General features: G+C 71.2%; 12 protein-coding genes. 3 read left to right on the top strand and 9 right to left on the bottom strand.

The window, feature by feature from the left end; genetic code table 11:
• Positions 1-26: 26 nt before the first annotated feature.
• Positions 27-2,150, bottom strand: coding sequence for a phosphate acetyltransferase (pta, locus tag EV375_RS11395; RefSeq protein ID WP_130299341.1), 2,124 nt, complete (start codon positions 2,148-2,150; stop codon positions 27-29).
• A 313-nt stretch (positions 2,151-2,463) separates the two neighbouring features.
• Here pta and EV375_RS11390 point away from each other — a divergent pair, with 313 nt between their 5' ends.
• Entirely contained in the window at positions 2,464-3,489 is a 1,026-nt protein-coding gene (locus EV375_RS11390) for an ATP-dependent 6-phosphofructokinase (protein ID WP_130299340.1), read from the top strand.
• A gap of 133 nt (positions 3,490-3,622) precedes the next feature.
• Positions 3,623-5,038 (top strand): FAD-binding oxidoreductase, encoded by a 1,416-nt coding sequence (locus EV375_RS11385; protein ID WP_130299339.1) that lies wholly within the window; start codon positions 3,623-3,625, stop codon positions 5,036-5,038.
• An 80-nt stretch (positions 5,039-5,118) separates the two neighbouring features.
• Here the strand turns inward: EV375_RS11385 and EV375_RS11380 are convergent, their stop codons facing one another.
• The 6 genes from EV375_RS11380 to EV375_RS11355 all read right to left on the bottom strand — a co-directional run bounded on the left by EV375_RS11380 (position 5,119) and on the right by EV375_RS11355 (position 12,242).
• Positions 5,119-6,033 (bottom strand): carbohydrate ABC transporter permease, encoded by a 915-nt coding sequence (locus EV375_RS11380; RefSeq protein WP_130299338.1) that lies wholly within the window; start codon positions 6,031-6,033, stop codon positions 5,119-5,121.
• 8 nt (positions 6,034-6,041) lie between these two features.
• Entirely contained in the window at positions 6,042-6,980 is a 939-nt protein-coding gene (locus EV375_RS11375; protein ID WP_130299337.1) for a carbohydrate ABC transporter permease, read from the bottom strand.
• The gene (locus EV375_RS11370) at positions 6,977-8,341 is read right to left on the bottom strand and encodes an extracellular solute-binding protein (RefSeq protein WP_130299336.1); all 1,365 of its coding nucleotides are present in this window, start codon (positions 8,339-8,341) and stop codon (positions 6,977-6,979) included. The genes EV375_RS11375 and EV375_RS11370 overlap by 4 nt, the downstream gene beginning before the upstream one ends.
• A 208-nt stretch (positions 8,342-8,549) precedes the next feature.
• Positions 8,550-9,572 (bottom strand): chitinase, encoded by a 1,023-nt coding sequence (locus EV375_RS11365; RefSeq protein ID WP_130299335.1) that lies wholly within the window; start codon positions 9,570-9,572, stop codon positions 8,550-8,552.
• Between the two features lie 193 nt (positions 9,573-9,765).
• Complete coding sequence (locus EV375_RS11360) at positions 9,766-10,476, bottom strand: response regulator (RefSeq protein WP_130299334.1); 711 nt, start codon at positions 10,474-10,476, stop codon at positions 9,766-9,768.
• The gene (locus tag EV375_RS11355; RefSeq protein WP_130299333.1) at positions 10,473-12,242 is read right to left on the bottom strand and encodes a sensor histidine kinase; all 1,770 of its coding nucleotides are present in this window, start codon (positions 12,240-12,242) and stop codon (positions 10,473-10,475) included. The genes EV375_RS11360 and EV375_RS11355 overlap by 4 nt, the downstream gene beginning before the upstream one ends.
• Before the next feature lie 165 nt (positions 12,243-12,407).
• Here EV375_RS11355 and EV375_RS11350 point away from each other — a divergent pair, with 165 nt between their 5' ends.
• Positions 12,408-13,847 carry a cation:dicarboxylase symporter family transporter gene (locus tag EV375_RS11350; protein ID WP_486588421.1) on the top strand — a complete coding sequence of 480 codons (1,440 nt, stop codon included), beginning with the start codon at positions 12,408-12,410 and terminating at the stop codon, positions 13,845-13,847.
• 106 nt (positions 13,848-13,953) lie between these two features.
• Here EV375_RS11350 and glgB read toward each other — a convergent pair whose 3' ends face one another.
• Entirely contained in the window at positions 13,954-16,689 is a 2,736-nt protein-coding gene (gene glgB, locus EV375_RS11345) for a 1,4-alpha-glucan branching protein GlgB (protein ID WP_486588420.1), read from the bottom strand.
• Positions 16,690-16,752: 63 nt separating this feature from the next.
• Positions 16,753-18,291 (bottom strand): maltokinase N-terminal cap-like domain-containing protein, encoded by a 1,539-nt coding sequence (locus EV375_RS11340; RefSeq protein ID WP_130299331.1) that lies wholly within the window; start codon positions 18,289-18,291, stop codon positions 16,753-16,755.
• Positions 18,292-18,424: the final 133 nt, after the last annotated feature.

Genomic DNA, 18,424 nt, shown 5'->3' with positions numbered 1-18,424 from the left:
CCCGGGCGGCCTGCGGCGAGTGCCCGTCAGTCGCCCTTGCTGCCGTTGCGCTGGGCCTGGACGGCGGTGATCGCGACCGTGTTGACGATGTCGGAGACCAGCGCCCCGCGCGAAAGATCGTTGACCGGCTTGCGCAGTCCCTGGAGCACCGGACCGACCGCGACTGCTCCGGCCGAGCGCTGCACCGCCTTGTAGGTGTTGTTGCCGGTGTTGAGGTCCGGGAAGACCAGCACGGTCGCGCGGCCCGCGACCTGTGAGCCGGGAAGCTTCGTGGCCGCGACCGAGGGCTCCACCGCCGCGTCGTACTGGATGGGGCCCTCCACCAGCAGTTCGGGCCTGCGTTCGCGCAGGAGTTCCGTGGCCCGGCGGACCTTGTCCACGTCGGCGCCGGAGCCCGAGGTGCCCGTCGAGTAGGACAGCATCGCGATACGCGGCTCGACGCCGAAGCGGGCGGCCGTCGTCGCCGACTGGACGGCGATGTCCGCGAGTTGCTCCGCACCCGGGTCCGGATTGACCGCGCAGTCGCCGTAGACGAGGACGCGGTCGGCCAGGCACATGAAGAAGACGGACGAGACGATCGAGGCGTCGGGGCTCGTCCTGATCACCTCGAAGGCGGGACGGACGGTCGCGGCGGTGGAGTGCGCGGTCCCCGAGACCATGCCGTCCGCGAGCCCCTCGTGCACCATGAGCGTCCCGAAGTAGGACACGTCCGCGACGACGTCGTGGGCGAGTTCGAAGGTGACGCCCTTGTGGGAGCGCAGCTTCGCGTACGTCTCCGCGAAGCGCTCCCGCAGCGGCGACGTCTGCGGGTTCACGATCCGCGCGGACGCCTGCGCGTCGGAGGGGAACTCGTCCTCGCCCAGGAGCGTGAGGTCGATGCCGAGCTCCGCCGCCCGCCTGCGCACCGCCGAGCGCTCGCCCAGCAGCGTCAGGTCGCAGATGTTGCGGCGCAGCAGCACCTCCGCGGCGCGCAGCACCCGCTCCTCGGTTCCCTCCGGCAGCACGATGTGGCGGCGGTCGGCGCGGGCCCGCTCGACAAGCTGGTGCTCGAACATCATCGGCGTGACGCGTTCGCCCCGCGCGACCGCGAGCCGGCCGGTCAACTCCCCGGTGTCCACGTGGTGTTCGAACAGGCCGAGCGCCACCTCCGCCTTGCGCGGCGTGGCGGCCGTCAGTCTGCCCTCCAGCACCAGCAGCTCCGCCGCCGTCGGGAACGACCCGCCGGTGACGCCCAGGACGGGCGTACCGGGCGCGAGACGTGCCGCCAGCGCCATGGTCTCCGCGCCGGGGCGCTCGCCGAGCGTGAGGACGACGCCGGCGATGGCGGGGGAGCCGGCGGCGTGCGAGGCGAGTGCGCCCACGACGAGGTCGGCACGGTCCCCGGGGGTGATGACCATGCAGCCCTCGGTCAGGGCCGGCAGGAAGACGGGGAGGTGCGCTCCTCCGAAGACGAAGTCCCGCACGTCGCGGGCGAGCGCCGCCGGTTCGCCCAGCAGCAGCTCGGCGCCCAGCTTGTCCCGTACCTGCGCCACCGTCGGAGCGGACAGCGCCGGTTCCTCCGGCAGCACGTACACCGGTTCGGGAAGCCGGCCGGCGAGCCGGCGCGCGGTCTCGTCCCGTTCGGCACCGCGCACCCGGTTGGCGATCATCGCGACGACCTCGCAGCCGAGCGAACTGAACGCGTGGTGGGCGTTGCGCACCTCCGACGCGACTGAGCCGGCGCTCTGGCCCTTGCCGGAGACGACGGGCAGCACCGAGGCGCCGAACTCGTTGGCCAGGCGGGCGTTGAGGGTGAGCTCGGCCGGCAGCTGGGTGTCGGCGAAGTCGGTGCCGAGGACGAGCATCGCGTCGTAGCCGGCGGCTGCTTCGTGGAAGCGCTCCACGAGGCGGGAGACGAGTTCGTCCTCCCCTCGGCCCGCCTGGAACGCGGCCGCCTCCGTATAGGTCATGCCGACGGCGCTGTCGGTGGGCTGGGTGAGGCGGTAGCGGCTGCGGAGCAGCTCGTAGAGGCGGTCCGGGCCGTCGTGCACCAGCGGGCGGAAGACCCCGACGCGGTCGACGCGGCGGGTCAGGAGCTCCATGACTCCCAGCTCGACGACCTGGCGGCCGTCGCCGCGGCCGATTCCGGTCACGTACACGCTGCGGGTCACAGGTGTTCTTCCTCTCGTCGCCGGTCGGGCGCTCATGGCGGCAGACCGTGCAATAGTCGGCCCGTGCGGGGATCTGCCGCACTTCCGCAAGTGCCCACGCCCCCTCGCCCCCGACCGTACCCGCGGCGCGAGGTGAGCCGGTTCCCGGAGCGGGCAGGAGAGCCGGAGAAGCGGTCCGGTGGGCGGACGCCGGTGCGGCGTGCTTTCAACACATGAAACACTCGTTACCGCTCAGACGGCTCACCGCAAGGACCGAGCAGCAAGAAGCGCCCGCCCGGCGCGGGCCGACCGACGACCAGGAGACAGAACCCCCATGCGCATCGGAGTCCTCACGGCAGGCGGCGACTGCCCCGGCCTGAACGCCGTGATCCGTTCCGTCGTCCACAGGGCAGTTCACGACCGGCACGACGAAGTGATCGGTTTCGAGGACGGATTCACGGGGCTGCTCGACGGACGCTACCGCTCGCTCGGCACCAACGACGTCGCCGGAATCCTCGCCCGCGGCGGGACGATCCTGGGCTCCGCCCGCCTGGAGCGCGACCGCCTGCGCGAGGCGTGCGACAACTCCGAGGAGCTCATCGACCGGCTCGGCCTCGACGCGCTGATCCCCATCGGCGGCGAGGGAACGCTGACCGCGGCCCGGATGCTGGCGGACGCGGGCCTTCCGGTCGTGGGCGTGCCCAAGACCATCGACAACGACATCTCCGCGACTGACCGCACCTTCGGCTTCGACACCGCCGTCGGCGTCGCCACGGAGGCCATGGACCGCCTCAAGACCACCGCCGAGTCCCATCAGCGGGTCATGGTCGTCGAGGTCATGGGTCGGCACGCCGGGTGGATCGCCCTGGAGGCGGGCATGGCCGCCGGCGCGCACGGCATCTGCATCCCGGAGCGGCCCTTCGAGGTCGACGACCTGGCGAAGATGGTCGAGGAGCGCTTCTCCCGCGAGAAGAAGTTCGCCCTGATCTGCGTGGCGGAGGGCGCCCACCCGGCCGAGGGCTCGATGCCGTACGAGCGGGGCGTCATCGACCGGTACGGGCACGAGCGCTTCGTCGGCATCGGCAACCGGCTCGCGAGCGAGCTGGAGTACCGGCTGGGCAAGGAGGCGAAGCCGGTCATCCTCGGGCATGTGCAGCGGGGCGGAACGCCCACCGCGTACGACCGCGTGCTCGCCACCCGTTTCGGCTGGCACGCCGTGGAGGCGGCGCACCGCGGGGACTTCGGCCAGATGACGGCGCTGCGCGGCACCGAGATCGTCATGACACCGCTGGCGAACGCGGTCACCGAACTGAAGCGGGTCCCGCAGGACCGCATGGACGAGGCCGAATCGGTCTACTGACGGCCGGCGGTTCCGGCCGGTGATCCCGGAGCCTCCGCGGGGGTCGCCCCCGGCCCGCCTCCGGGCCCCGCGGCTGCGGCCTACCCTGGAAGGGACAGCGGCAGAAGGCAGCGCGCACCAGGAGGTGACGCCGATGCCGCACGAGCAGACGAACGCATCGACAGCCGCCGCGGAGCAGGCGATCGCCGATCAGCTCCGCGACTCACTCCGGGGCGAGGTGATCGACCGCGGGCATCCCGGATACGACGAGGGCCGCGCCGTGTGGAACGGCCTGATCGACCGCCGCCCCGCGGTCATCGCCCGCTGTTCCGGCACCGCGGACGTCGTCGGGACGGTGCGGGCCGCGCGCGAGCACCGTCCCGTCGTGAGCATCCGCGGCGGCGGACACCAGGTGGCGGGCAGTGCGGTGTGCGACGACGGGCTGGTGATCGACCTTTCGCGGATGCGGGGCGTGCACGTCGACCCCGCCGCACGTACGGCGCGCGCCCAGGCAGGCGTGACCTGGGGCGAACTGGATTCCGAGACACAGCTGCACGGGCTGGCCACGCCCGGAGGGGAGATCTCGGTGACGGGGATCGCCGGGCTCACTCTCGGTGGCGGGCTCGGGTTCGTGATGCGCACCTTCGGGCTGAGCTGCGACAGCGTGCGCTCGCTCGAGGTCGTCACCGCGGATGGCGCGGTGCGCACGGTGAGCCGCGAGGAGGACCCCGACCTGTTCTGGGCGATGCGCGGCGGGGGACGGGGCATGGGAGTCGTCACGTCCTTCGAGTTCGGTCTCCATCGGCTCGGCCCGGAGGTGGCCGCGGCGCTGGTTCTGTACCCCTATGAGCACGCCGAGGCCGTTCTGCGGGCCTGGCGGGACGCGACGCAGACCGCACCGGAGACGGTCACGCCGGAGATCCTGCTGTGGAGCGTGCCCGCAGATCCGGCGATCCCGGAGGAGCTGCACGGGGCGAAGTGCGTCATCGTCGGTGGCGTGTACGGGGGGCCCGCGGGCGCGGGTGCGGACGCCGCGTTGGCTCCGCTGCGCGACCTGGGTCCGCCCCTGGCCGACCTGAGCGGAACCGTGCCCTACGTCGGGCTGCAGAGCGCGAACGACGGGCTGTTCCCCGACGGGCAGCGTTACTTCATGAAGTCGCATTTCATGGAGGAGCTGAACGACGAGGCCATCCGGACCTTGCTGGACTGGGACTCCCGGCGGCCGACTCCGCAGAGCCTCGTCGTCGTTCGCACCATGGGTGGCGCCGTGGCGCGCGTCGGCCGCGACGACAGCGCGTTCGCGCACCGGTCGGCCCGGTACAACGTCAGCGTCGACGCGGGCTGGGAGGACCCGGCCCTCGACGACGCCGCGATCGGGTGGGCGCGTTCCGCGTGGGACGACATGAAGCGGTTCTCCAGCGGCGGTACGTACGTCAACTTCGCCGGTCTCGGCGAGGATGCGAGAGAGCTGCACGGCGAGGTCTTCGGCTCGCACGAGGAACGGCTGGAGCGGATCCGCGCCGCGTACGACCCGGAGGACCTGTTCGCGCGGGCGGCGCGCAGGCCGTGAGCCCATGAGGGGCGGTGCGCCGGGCGCCGGTTGCTCGCGGGGTCGGCAGGCCTGCCGACCCCGCGAGCAACCGGTCCGTCTCAGCCCTTCACCGCTCCGCCCAGCGTGAAGCCGCCGCCCAGCCGCTTCGAGATGAGGATGTACAGCAGCAGTACGGGCGTGGAGTAAAGGATCGAGAACGCGGCGAGCTCGCCGTAGGCGATGGAACCGAAGTTGCCGAAGAAGGTGAAGATGCTCACCGACGCGGGGAGTTGGTCCGGGCTGATGATGAGCATGAAGGGGACGAAGAAGTTCCCCCACATCATGATGAAGCTGTAGACCGTCACCACGGCGAAGCCGGGCCCCATCAGCGGCAGGATCACCCGCACCAGCGCCTGGAGCCAGCTCGCGCCGTCCGTCCAGGCCGCCTCTTCCAGCGCCACCGGTACGCCGTCCATGAAGTTCTTCATCAGCCAGATGGCGAAGGGCAGTTGCGAGGTGGCGAGGAAGAAGGACGTGCCGTGCATGGTGTCGATGAGGTTGGTCTGCACGAACAGGCCGTAGACCGGCACCATGACCGCCGTGATCGGCAGACATGTGGTGAAGAGGATGGTGAGCAGGTAGGGACGTGAGAAGCGTGCCCTGTACCGGGAGAGCGGGTAGGCCGCAAGCGCGGCGCAGACGACGGTCATCAGCGTGGCACTGCCGCACAGCAGCAGGCTGTTGAGCATCGGGGTGAAGGTGATCTCGTCCGTCAGGACGCGGGAGAAGTTGTCCAGCGTCAGGGAGCTGGGCGGAGTCACCGTCATCCCGGGCTTCTCGTCCACCGAGGCGAACAGCAGCCACAGCAGCGGGAGTACGAACGACGCCATGATGACGAGCAGCCCGAGGTCCGCCGCGATCCGTTGCCGGGTGCCGCGGCTGAGGGTGTGACGGGGGAGCGGTCCGCGGCCCCGTCCGGCTGAACGGGCGTCCGGGGCCGCGGCGGCGGGGGTGGAGTCGTTGAGGGCGGTCATCTCTTGCCTCAGACCTCCTCGCGCATCAGGCGCAGATAGACGACCGAGAACAGCGCGCCGACAACCAGCAGGAGCAGCGCCACCGCGGTGCCGTAGCCGATGAGCGACTTGTTGAACGCCTGGTCGTACATGAAGATCGGCAGGGTCTGGCTGCGGTTGCCGGGCCCGCCGCGGGTCATCGCCCAGATCAGCCCGAACACCGACAGGGTCTGCAGGGTGTTGAGCATCAGGTTGGTGCCGATGGAGCGCCGGATCATCGGTAGCGTGATGTGCCACAGGCGCTGCCACGCACCGGCGCCGTCGACCTCGGCGGACTCGGTGACCTCCTTGGGGATCTCCGAGAGGGCGGCCGAGTAGACCAGCATCGAAAACGCCGTTCCGCGCCAGACGTTGGCGAAGGAGACCGCGATGATGGGCAGTGTGTACAGCCAGTTCTGGGACGGCAGGCCGAGCCAGTCGAGTACGGCGTTGAGCGTGCCCTCCTTGTTGAAGAAGGTGTAGAGCAGGAAGCCGGCCACGATCTCCGGCAGTACCCAGGCGCTGATGACGACGGCTCCGGTCACCGACCGGACGGTCTTCGAGGAGCGCGCCATGAGCGCCGCCAGGGCCAGTCCGAGGGTGTTCTGCCCGAGGATGCTGGAGACGAGCGTGAAGACCAGCGTCAGTACGACGGCGTTGCGGAAGTCGTCGTCCTTGAAGGCCCGTTCGAAGTTGTCCAGGCCCACGAAGGATGCGGACGCCTGGCCGGTCAACTGCATGTTCGTGAAGGCGATGTACACGCAGTACGCGATCGGTCCGGCCAGGAAGAGCAGCAGCAGGAGCGTGGCGGGGGCGATGGGAAGCCACCGCCAGGCGGGCGCGCGGTCGCCGCTCGCCTTGCGGGTGTGGCCGCCGCCCCCGCCCGGGCGTCCTGTGCCGACGGGCGGGGTGAGGTCGGTGGTGGTCACTTGGTCGTGACGTCTCCGTTGGTGATGGAATCCAGTTGCTCGTCATAGGACTTCGCGGCTTCCTCGACGGAGGAGTCGCCGGTCGTCACGGACTCCATCGCCTCGGTGATGGCCGTGGAGACTTGGGGGTAGACCGGGAGGGCCGGGCGGTAGTCGCTGTGCTCGACGCGGTCCGTGAAGAACTTGATGCCCGGCAGGGAGTTGAGGTACTTCTCCTCCGCCGCGACGTCCTTGCGCACGGCGATCTGCGAGCCGCGGATGCACCACTCCAGCGCGTTCTCCTTGGTCTGGAAGGTCTCGATCATCTTCCAGGCCAGGTCTGGATTCTTCGACTTGGCGGGTATGGACCAGGTCCAGCCGCCGGACAGGCTCACCTCACCGGGCGCCTCGCCGTTCTGCGTCGGCATCGGCGCCATGCCCATCGTCTCGTCCCATTCGGGCCACGGGCTGCCGCCGGTCTTGATCCAGTTGTTGCTGAGGAAGGAGCCGTCGATGCCGATGGCCAGCTTCTCGTTCGGGAAGAGGTCGGTGCCGACCTTGGTCTGGATGTTGGGGTTGAGGGCCGCGTCGACGTCCGGCCCGAGGCCGTCGCCGTAGACGGTCTCGACGAACTTCAGGCTGTCCCGGAATCCCTTGCTGCCCTTGACCCACTTCTTGGACTTCTTGTCGTACAGCGGGTCCTGGCCCGTGCCGTAGAGCAGCATCTCGAAGCCCTGCATCGCCGCCGCCTCGCCGGCGGCCTTGCCGGTGAAGACGTTGAGCGGGATCTTGCCGGGTACTTCCTTCTTGACGGTACGGGCCGCCTCCAGGACGTCGTCCCAGGTCTTCGGCTTCCAGTCCTCGGGCAGGCCGGCCTTCTTGAAGATCTTCTTGTTGAACCAGATGGCGCGGGTGTCCGTGCCGTCGGGCACGCCGTAGGTCTTGCCGTCCTCCGCCTTGGCCGCGGTCTTCGCCGACGGCTCGAACTGGTCCCAGGCCTTCCACTTGCCGAGGTAGTTGTCGACGGGGCGCAGATAGCCGCTCTTGATGTCGGAGTTGATGAGGAAGGTGTCCTCGTAGACGAGGTCGGGCGCGGTCTTGGGCGAGCGCATCATCTGCTGGATCTTGGAGTAGTAGTCCTGCTGCGACGCCTGGATCGGGATGATCTCGACCTTCTTGCCCTTGTGCTTCTTCTCGAACTCCTCGGCCATGTCCTTCACGTAGTCGTCCCGCACCGTGACCTTCTTGTCGGTGTCCTTCGGGAAGGCGATCTTGATCGTGTTCGGGTCGCTGCCGGTGCCCCCGCCGCAGGCTGTGAGCGTTCCTGCGGCGAGGACGGCGGCGATACTGAGGACCAGCGGGCTGGTGCGGCGCTCGGGCATCACGGAGCATGACCTCCTCGGGCCACGGCCGGGCCGCCGACGGGGGCCGCGGGCCGCATGGGACGGCTTTGTCCGTACAATCTCCCGGTCCGCCGTGTCCAGGTCAATGGCCGTGCAGAGGCGCAGTTCATCACCGTGACAACGTTGTTATGAACGTCCGCCGTGCGTTGGTCGCCGTGCGCCGGTCAGGGGTGTCGCGGGCGCGTGCTCAACCCTCGTATCCGGCGAGGATCTTGGAGAACTCCCACGGCTGCTGGTCCACTCCGCTGCAGGAGTCGGTGCCTCCGCCGTCGCAGGGACGGTCACGGTTGACGGACCAGAAGCTGACCCGCGCCAGGTGGTGTTCCTTGGCGTAGTCGACCATCGACTTGAAGTCCGACGGGGAGACCGATTCGCCCTCCACGTCGGTCTTGCCGTTCATCGAGGAGAAGCCGACCTTGCGGTACGCCTCGTCGGTGGAGATGCCGTACGCCTCACCCACCGTCCGCGCCAGGCCGTCCACGGCGGACTTGGTCGCCGCGGCCATGTCGCTCGTGCCGTCGCCGAAGTCGAAGGGCATGACCGTCCAGCCGTCCACGTCGAGCCCGGCGTCGGCTCCCTTCTGGATGAGGTCCTTGCCGTTGGCGTTGGGCCCCTGGGGTGTCGTGCCGAACGTCAGATAGACCTTGATGCCCGCGTTGGCCTCCTTGACGATCTTCAGTGCGTCGATGACGCGCCGGCGCACCTCGGCGTTCTCGAACTCGGTCGATTCGATGTCCACGTCGATCGACTTGAGCCCGTAGGCGTCGATGACCTTCTGGTACGCGCCGGCCAGGTCCTGGGCGCTGGAGCACGCCTCGCCCAGCTTGTTGCCGCTCCAGCCGCCGATGGACGGGGTGATGTCGCCGCCCGCGTCCTGCACGGCCTTGATGGTCTGTGCGTCGGCTCCGCCCTCCAGCGGCCTGCTCCCGTCCCAGGCGGGCGAACAGCCGCCGTCCGAGAGGATGAAGGCCATGGTGAGCTGGCTCAGACCGGTCTCCTCGATGAACTCGGCGGCGTCGGGCGGGTTGCCCCAGCCGAGGTACAGATAAGGGCCGTTGAGGCCGCTGGGGGCTGCGGCGGAGACCTCGGCCCGTGCGGCGCCGCCGCTGGTCTCCGAGGTGGCGTACGCGTTGACCGCGAGGGCGGCCGAGCCGGTGAGGGCCGCGGCGAGCGCGAGCGCGAGACGTTTGCGCGTGAGGTGGGGGCGCACGTCGAACTCCCGTCATGGGTGGGGGATCTGGGATGCGTGAATCGCCCGGGACGGCCGAGTGCCGTCGCGGAGGCGTGGTGCGTCGGCACGCTAGCGCGCGGGCATTGGTCCAGACAATAGAAAGGTAAGGAAAGGTTCCAGTCGATCTCCGACCCCGGCGGTGCCTTCGCTCCCCCGCCCGCCCGTCGGCGCCTCAGCCGCGCCAGCGGTAGCACAGCTCCGGGCGTCCGACCTGCCCGTACTGCGGCCTGCGGCCGGCGCGGCCGTCCTCGACCAGATGCTCCAGATAGCGCCGCGCCGTGATCCTGTTGACACCCAGGGCCTCCGCCGCGGCGCTCGCCGTCAGCCCGGCGTCGCCCGCTTCGCGCAGCTCCCGCGTCACCGCTTCCAGCGTCGCCTCGCTCAACCCCTTGGGCAGCGCCGTGGATCCGGGCGTCGCGCGCAGCCCCGACAGCGCCCTGTCCACCTCGGCCTGGCTGCCCGCCTCGCCGTCCGCGGCCGCCGTCGTGCTGCGGAACTCCGCGTAGCGGCACAGCCGTTCGCGCAGCGTGGGGAAGGTGAAGGGCTTCAGCACGTGCTGGACGACGCCCAGGGACACGCCCTCCCTGATGACGGTCAGATCGCGAGCCGACGTCACCGCGAAGACGTCCGTCGTACGGCCCGCGGCGCGCAGTGACCGCAGCAGCGCCAGGCCGTGACCGTCGGGGAGATACAGGTCGAGCAGGATCAGGTCGACGGGAGTCCGCTCCAGTACACGCAGCGCCTCGGCCCGCGAATGCGCGACGCCGGCCACGGCGAAGCCCGGGACGCGCGAGACGTAGAGGGCATGCGCGTCCGCGGTCACGGGGTCGTCCTCGACGACCAGGACCTGGACGGGCGGGGCCGCCCCCTCCGGGCCGCTCACCCCTCCTCCCGCGGAAGAGGCAGCCGCACCGCGAACTCCGCGCCGCCCTGCGGGGTCGTCCCCACGGCCACCGTGCCGCCGTGACGTCGCACCGCCTGCCGCACCAGTGCCAGACCGAGGCCGCGTACGGGCCGGACACCCGCGCCGGTCTTGTTCTCCCGTCCGTCCTCCGGTCCGGAGGTCCCGTGACTCCCCGCGGTCCGGGCCGTCCTCGCGTCCTTCGTGGACCAGCCGCGCTCGAAGACCGACTCGATCTCGTCCGGCGCGATGCCCGGTCCGCTGTCGCTGACCTTGAGCAGCAGCGCCGTGGCGCCGCTCCCGTCCCACTCGCCGCGCACGCTGACCCCGACGCGAGAGGTGCCCTGCCCCGCACCCGAACCGGCTGCCGCGTCGACCGCGTTGTCGATCAGATTGCCCAGCACGGTGATCACGTCGCGGTGCGGGAGGCTGGCCGGCAGCAGACCGTCGTCGATGTGGCTGTCAGGACTCAGCGACAGCTCGACCCCGCGCTCGTTCGCCTGCGCCGCCTTGCCCAGCAGCAGCGCCGCCAGCACCGGCTCCGCGACGGCCGCGACGACCTCGTCCGTGAGGGCCTGCGCCAGCTCCAGCTCCTCGGTGGCGAACTCGACGGCCTCGTCCGTACGCCCCAGTTCGATCAGCGAGATGACGGTGTGCAGCCGGTTCGCCGACTCGTGCGCCTGCGACCGCAGCGCCTCCGCGAAACCCCGTACCGAGTCCAACTCACCGGCGAGCGACTGAAGTTCGGTGTGATCCCGCAGGGTCACCACGGTGCCGCGCTGCTCGCCGCCGTCCACCGGTGATGTGTTGACGAGGACCACGCGGTCGTCGGTGAGATGCACCTCGTCCACCCGGGGTTCGGAGGCGAGCAGCGCGCCCGTCAGCGCCTTGGGCAGTCCGAGCTCCGCCACGCTGCGGCCCAGCACCTCGGGCCCGGCCTCGCCCTCGCCGTGGCCGTTGCCGAGCCCGGCACCCGTGCCGTTCCGGGCGTCCCGCAGTCCCAGCAGTTCGCGTGCACCGTCGTTGACCAGGGCGACCCGCTTCTGTCCGTCCAGCATCAGCAGCCCCTCGCGAACCGCGTGCAGCGTCGCCTGGTGGTAGTCGTGCATGCGGCTCAGCTCGGCCGCGTTCATGCCGTGCGTGTGGCGCCTCAGCCGCGCGTTGATCACGTACGTGCCGACGCCGCCGAGCGCGAGGGCGCCGCCCGCGACTCCCAGCAGGAGCACGACCTGGCGGCGCAGCTCCTCGGTGATCGTGTCCACGGCTATGCCCGCGCTGACCAGCCCCACCACGCGTCCGACGTCCCGGATCGGCGTCACGACGCGCACCGACGGGCCGAGCGTCCCGGTGTAGGTCTCGCTGAAGCTGCGGCCCTTGAGCGCCTGGCCGATGTGACCGACGAAGCGGCCCCCGATCCGCTCGGGGTTCGGATGGGTCCAGCGGATGCCCTTGGTGTTCATGATGGTGACGAAGGTGACCCCCGTGTCACGGCGCACCTTTTCCGCGTACGGTTGCAGCGCCTCGCTCGGGCGGGGGCTGGCGATCGCCTCCCGCACGGACGGGGAGTGGGCGATCGCGGCGGCCGTCGCCGACGAGCGGTGGCGTGCCGACTCCTCCGCCTGCATGCGGTCCGTGACATAGGCGAAGACCGCGCACCCCGCCACCACGACCGCGACCAGCACGACCTGCATCGCGAAGAGCTGGCCGGCCAGGCTGCGGGGAGGCCGGGGAGTACGGGGCGTGCGCATGCGGCCAGTCTGCCCCGTGGAATTTCCGTGCACGTAATGCACTCAACCGTGACGGGCGTCACGCCGCGGTGCATAGTCACCGGGACCCGGAACCGGACCGGGGCCGCAGCCCGGCACCTCCGGGACCGGGCCAGAGCCGCGACAACGCACAACGAGGAGCCCGACGTGTCCCAGCAGACACCGCCGCCCACGCCGACGGCGCCGCCGAAGAGGACGAGGCGGGACCGCACGCATTACCTGTACCTGGCCGTGATCGGTGCCGTGGTGCTCGGAGTGGCCTTCGGCCTCATCGCGCCCGACACCGCCAAGGAGCTGAAGCCGCTGGGCGAGGGCTTCGTCTCCCTCATCACCATGATGATCTCGCCCGTCATCTTCGTGACCATCGTTCTGGGCGTCGGGTCGGTCCGTAACGCCGCGAAGGTCGGCGCCGTGGGCGGTCTCGCGCTCGGCTACTTCCTGGCGATGTCCGTCGTCGCCCTCGGGATCGGTCTGGTCGTCGGGAACCTCCTCGACCCGGGCAGCGGTCTGCAACTGTCCGAGGAGGCGCGCAGCGCGGGCGCCGCCGAGGCGAAGGGCGCGAGCGAGGGGACGGCCGACTTCCTGCTCGGCATCATCCCCACCACGATGGTCTCGGCCTTCACCGAGGGCGAAGTCCTGCAGACGCTGCTGATCGCCCTCTTCGTCGGCTTCGCCCTTCAGGCGATGGGGCAGTCGGGCGAGCCGATCATCCGCGGCATCGGACACCTGCAGCGGCTGGTCTTCCGCGTGCTGGCGATGGTGATGTGGGCGGCCCCGGTGGGTGCCTTCGGCGCCATGGCCGCCGTGGTCGGGGAGACGGGGCTCGGCGCCCTGAAGTCCCTGGCGGTCATCATGTTCGGCTTCTACGCCACCTGCGTCGTCTTCATCTTCGGGGTGCTGGGGCTGCTGCTGAAGGCCGTCACGGGGATCAACATCCTCGTGCTCTTCAAGTACCTGGCCCGAGAGTTCCTGCTGATCGTCTCCACGTCGTCGTCCGAGTCGGCTCTGCCGAGGCTCATCGCGAAGATGGAGCACATGGGCGTCAGCAGGCCCGTCGTCGGCATCACCGTGCCGACCGGCTACTCCTTCAACCTCGACGGCACGATGATCTACCTGACGATGGCCTCGATCTTCGTCGCGGAGGCCCTGGGCGACCCGCTCTCGCTCGGCCAGCAGATCTCGCTGCTCATCTTCATGTTCGTCGCCTCCAAGGGCGCCGCAGGAGTCACCGGTGCCGGACTGGCCACGCTCGCGGGCGGCCTCCAGTCCCACCGGCCCGAACTGCTCGACGGGGTCGGGCTGATCGTCGGCATCGACCGCTTCATGAGCGAGGCTCGCGCCCTGACGAACTTCGCGGGCAACTCGGTGGCCACGCTCCTCGTCGGCACCTGGACCAAGGAGATCGACAAGGCCCGGGTGAAGCAGGTCCTCTCGGGCGAGCTGCCGTTCGACGAGTCGACGCTGCTGGACACCGGCACACCGGAGGGCCGGGGAGAAGCGGCCGGCGGCGACGGGGACGCGGACGTGCCCGGGGCCCGCTCCGGCGACTCCAAGGAGCCCGTCTCCACCACGAAGAGCGACAGCTGACACAGGCCGGCTGCCGCTCGCCCGGCACACACGAGGCCCGCCCGGTACACGCCGTACCGGGCGGGCCTCGCCATGACGGCGGCGCCGTCGGTGTCTTCGGGCCTGGTCAGACGGGACGGAACCAGAGCGTCGCCAGTGCGGGCAGCACCGGCGTGATCGACGCCGGGTGCCCGTGGGCCGGGTGCGCCTCGGATTTCAGCGTCCCGGCGTTGTCCGTGCCGCTGCCGCCGTAGCGCGCGTCGTCGGTGTTGAGCACCTCGCGCCAGGCGCCGCCGTCGGCGTGCGGCACACCCAGCCGGTACGAATCCACCGGCGTGGACGAGAAGTTGCTCACCGCCAGCAGCGGATTCCTCGCGGCGTCGAACCGGAGGAACGCGAAGACGCTCTCCCCGCCCAGTCCGGCCGCACCGCTTGTTCCGTCCGCGACCCAGGAGAAGCCCGACGGGTCGGTGTCGAGCTGCCACAGTGCCGGTGTGCTCGTGTAGCGGGAGTTGAGGTCGCGCACCAGGTCCCGGACCCCGCGGTGCCCGTCGTTCCCGGGGGAGGGGAAGTCGAGGAGCCGCCAGTCGGGCCCGCGCTCCTCGGACCACTCCGACTCCTGCGCGAACTCCTGGCCCATGAACAGCAGTTGCTTGCCCGGGTGCGCCCACATGAAGGCGAGGAACGCCCGGTGGTCCGCGCGCTGCTGCCGGGCGTCGCCGGGCATCTTCCTCACCAGCGAACCCTTGCCGTGCACCACTTCGTCGTGCGAGACGGGCAGGATGAAGCTCTCGGAGTAGGCGTAGCTCATGGCACGTGCCAACTGAGCGCCGCGGTACGTGCGTTCACGGGGCTCCAGCCGCATGTACCCGAGCGAGTCGTGCATCCAGCCCATGTTCCACTTGAAGTCGAAGCCGAGGCCGCCGAAGCCGCCCTCGCCCGGCTGGTCCGTCGGCCGCGTCACCCCGTCCCACGTCGTCGACTCCTCGGCCGCCGTGATGACGCCGGGGCAGCGGCGGTGGAGCGTGGCGTTCATCTCCTGGAGCAGGGCGACCGCGTCCGGATTCTCCCGTCCGCCACGGGAGTTGGGCGTCCACTCGCCGGGACCGCGCGAGTAGTCGAGGTAGAGCATGGAGGCGACGGCGTCCACGCGGAGGCCGTCGATGTGGAACTCCTCGCACCAGTGGACCGCGCTGCCGACGAGGAAGTCGCGCACCTCGCGCCGCCCGAAGTCGAATTCCAGCGTCCCCCAGTCGGGGTGCTCGGCCCGCGAGGGGTCCGGGTGCTCGTACAGCGAGGAGCCGTCGAAGCGCGCGAGCCCCCACTCGTCCTTGGGGAAGTGCGCGGGCACCCAGTCCATGAGCACCCCGATCCCCGCCCGGTGCAGGGAATCCACCAGGTACTTGAAGTCGTCCGGGCTCCCCAGGCGCGAGGTCGGCGCGTAGAAACCGGTGACCTGGTAGCCCCACGAGCCGCCGAACGGATGCTCCGCGCACGGCATCAGCTCTACGTGGGTGAAGCCCAGGTCCTTCACGTACGCGGGGAGCAGTACGGCGAGTTCGCGGTACGTCAGGCCCGGGTGCCAGGAGGGCAGATGGACCTCGTAGACGGACAGCGGCGCCGCGTGCGCACGGCCGGCGGCGCGCCGGTCGAGCCAGTCGCCGTCGCTCCATCTGAACGTCGAGGTGTGGACGACCGAGGCCGTGGCGGGCGGAACCTCGGTGGCGCGGGCCACCGGGTCGGCGTGCAGCACGCGGGAGCCGTCGTCCCGTACGACTTCGAACTTGTACAGGGCGCCGTCGCCGACGTGGGGAAGGAACAGCTCCCACACGCCCGACGGACCGAGCGAACGCATCGGGGAGGCCGCGGCGTCCCAGCGGTTGAAGTCCCCGGCGACGCGCACGCCGCGCGCGTTCGGCGCCCACACGGTGAACCGTGTCCCGGTGACGCCCCGGTGCGTCATCGTGCGGGCGCCGAGCAGCCTCCACAGCGTCCCGTGCCTGCCCTCCGAGAACAGGCGGAGGTCCAACTCGCTCACGGCGGGCGGGAATCCGTACGGGTCGCGGACGCGGACCTCTTCCTCGCCGGGCCGCTCTCCGTACCGCACCACCAGCTCGTACTCGGGAGTCCGGCGGCGGGTGTCCGGGTGGGCGAAGCCGTCCGGACCGACGCTCTCGCCGGAGTCGGCGGGGGCACTGTCGCCGCCGGTGCCGGCGGAATCTCCGGGACCGCCGGTGTCGCCGGGGAGGGTCAGCTCGCCGGCGAAGAACCCGTCGCCCTCGTCGAGCAGTTCGGCCCGCCGCTCGCCGTCGCCGTCCTGGACGACGACGGTCACGGAGCGCGCGTACGGGCGGAGCACGCGGAAGCGGACGGCACCGCCGGGGACGGCGTGGGCCCCCAGGTGGGCGTGCGGGTTGCGGTGGGTGCCCGCCAGCAGCCGCGCCCGGTCCTCGCCCGGCAGCGCCGGCGCCGCGGCGGCGCGGTGCGTGGCCGGGCCGGAGCCGGGGCGGGGTTCGTGCCGCCGTGCGGGGGGTGCCGTGTGGGCCGGGGGTCTCGAGGTAGCGGTCGGGCCTCCAGCGGGCCGGCTTCCGGCGGTCCGGAGTTCTGCCGTCCACAGTCCCGCAGCTTCGAGCGCCGCGGTCTGCGGCATTTGCGCCGCTCTCCTCCGCCCCTTGCCGCGACGGGCCCGCTCCGGCGGTACGAGCCCGCGGGGCGGGTTGGCCGGCAGGCCCGTCAGGGCGGCCGGCGACAGGTCCGCGCGGGCGTCCCCGGCGGGGCCGTCGGCCCGGCCGGGCAGGAAGGTGGCAGGCACGGGCGGCCGTACCCTCCCCGTGGGGTCGGGCGGCAGCTGAGAGGCGGTCACGGTCGGAACCTCCTGATTGCGTGGTCGGGGCCGGCATGCCGGAAGGGGAAGGACGGGCCTCCGCTACCGGTGGACGGGCGCAGCCGCGAGACGGCGGACCGCGGACATCGGAACGTGCAGCCACGTGGGCCGGTGCCGGGCTTCGTAGAGCACTTCGTAGACCGTCTTGTCGGTCTCGTACGCGCGCAGCAGCGTGGCCTCGTCCCGCGGGTCCCTCCCGGCGGCCTCGGCGTAACCGGTGCAGAACGCTTCCCGGTTGGCGGCGGCCCACCGCTGGGCGAAGCCGTCGTCCCCGGGTCCGACCGGGCCCGGTACGGGTCCCGGCTGCGCGGGCTGCCGCTGGCACGCCGCGTAGTCGAAGGAGCGCAGCATCCCCGCGATGTCGCGCACGGCCGGCTGCGGCACGCGCCGCTCCGCGAGCGGCCGGGCCGGCTCGCCCTCGAAGTCGATGAGGGACCAGCGGTCTTCCGGCCCCGACAGCACCTGGCCCAGGTGCAGATCGCCGTGCACGCGCTGGGCCGGGCAGCTGTGGCCGCGGCGGCCCAGTTCCGCGAGCGCGCGGAACGCGTCGCGCAGCCCCGGCCGGTAGGGGCGCAGTTCGGGCACCGCGCGCCCCGCGGCTTCCAGCCGTCGCGTCATGGTGGCGGCCGTGTTCTCCAGGGCGTCACGTCCGAGGACGCAGGTGGGCAGCGCCTCGGCGAGGCCGGTGTGCACTTCGGCGGTGGCGCGCCCCAGGCCGTGCGCCTCGGTGGTGAAGTCGCGCCGCTCGGCGAGGGCGTTGAGCGCCAGCTGCCAGCCGTCGCGGCAGCCGGCCAGAAACGGCTGAAGCACACCGAGCGTCAGCGGGGGAGCGGCGCGGCCGGTCATCTCCCCGGGCCGGTTGGCCGCGCTCCGCGCCGCCGCCTCCTCCGTGCTCTCCGGGACGGCCTCCGCCTCGAACCAGGCCGTGGGGGCCGGGACCCGCCGCGAGCCGTGCCTTGCGAGTGCGAGCGGCAGTTCCAGATCGGGATTGATCCCGGGTTCGACGCGGCGGAAGAGCTTGAGGATGTACCGATTGCCGTAGACAACCGAGGAGTTGGACTGGTCAGCCGCCAGCGGCCGAGGGGCGAGCCCCCTCGGGACGGCCGACTCCGGCTCGCGCCGGAAACGCAGCGGCCCCACTCGTCCGGGATCGCCGAGCCGTTCCAGCAGATGTCCGGCGAGCAGAGGGTCGTGCAGCGCCTCGTAGACGACATGGCCTTGCAGGGGTCCGCCGTCGGGGCGGCCGATGAGGGCGGCGGCGAGTTCCGGCGGGAGGGGGGAGGCGGCGTTCCGCACCCCGAGCAGCAGTTGGTAGCAGTCGGCGGGCTGAGCGTCGCCGCCGTGGTGACGTGCCCGCAGCAGCAGATGGAGCAGGGCGGGGGCCTCTCCCGCGCGGTCGCAGGGCAGCAGCCACGTCGCCGTGAGGAGACCGAAGCCGCCGATGGCGCGGCCCTTGCCGGCGAACCAGCGCTGCCGGGGGAGCCATTCGGCGAGCGGCCGGGCCAGGGAGCCGAGCAGTTCGCCGGAGGAGGGGACGGTGTCCGTCCGAAGGGCTGTGCGGGACAAGGAACTTTCCGACATGACGTCTGGCGTCCTTTCCCCGGGTACACGGAAAGCACGCAGATTGTTGCTTAATGTCATGTTCTGTGTCTGGTTGTGCAAGCCGTGTCGGAGATCTTCACCCACCGGCCAAGGCCGCCGCCCGCCACCGGAA

The organism is Streptomyces sp. CNZ301 (assembly GCF_004217425.1).
Note: the sequence above shows the minus strand (reverse complement) of the source record. Positions and strands in the feature narration are given on the sequence as shown.

What these genes read in the sequence shown, in the direction of transcription:
- EV375_RS11390 (WP_130299340.1), top strand. Translation starts at nt 2,464, where the DNA reads ATGCGCATCGGAGTCCTCACGGCAGGCGGCGACTGCCCCGGCCTGAAC.
- EV375_RS11385 (WP_130299339.1), top strand. Translation starts at nt 3,623, where the DNA reads ATGCCGCACGAGCAGACGAACGCATCGACAGCCGCCGCGGAGCAGGCG.
- EV375_RS11380 (WP_130299338.1), bottom strand. Translation starts at nt 6,033, where the DNA reads ATGACCGCCCTCAACGACTCCACCCCCGCCGCCGCGGCCCCGGACGCC.
- EV375_RS11370 (WP_130299336.1), bottom strand. Translation starts at nt 8,341, where the DNA reads ATGCCCGAGCGCCGCACCAGCCCGCTGGTCCTCAGTATCGCCGCCGTC.
- EV375_RS11355 (WP_130299333.1), bottom strand. Translation starts at nt 12,242, where the DNA reads ATGCGCACGCCCCGTACTCCCCGGCCTCCCCGCAGCCTGGCCGGCCAG.
- EV375_RS11340 (WP_130299331.1), bottom strand. Translation starts at nt 18,291, where the DNA reads ATGTCGGAAAGTTCCTTGTCCCGCACAGCCCTTCGGACGGACACCGTC.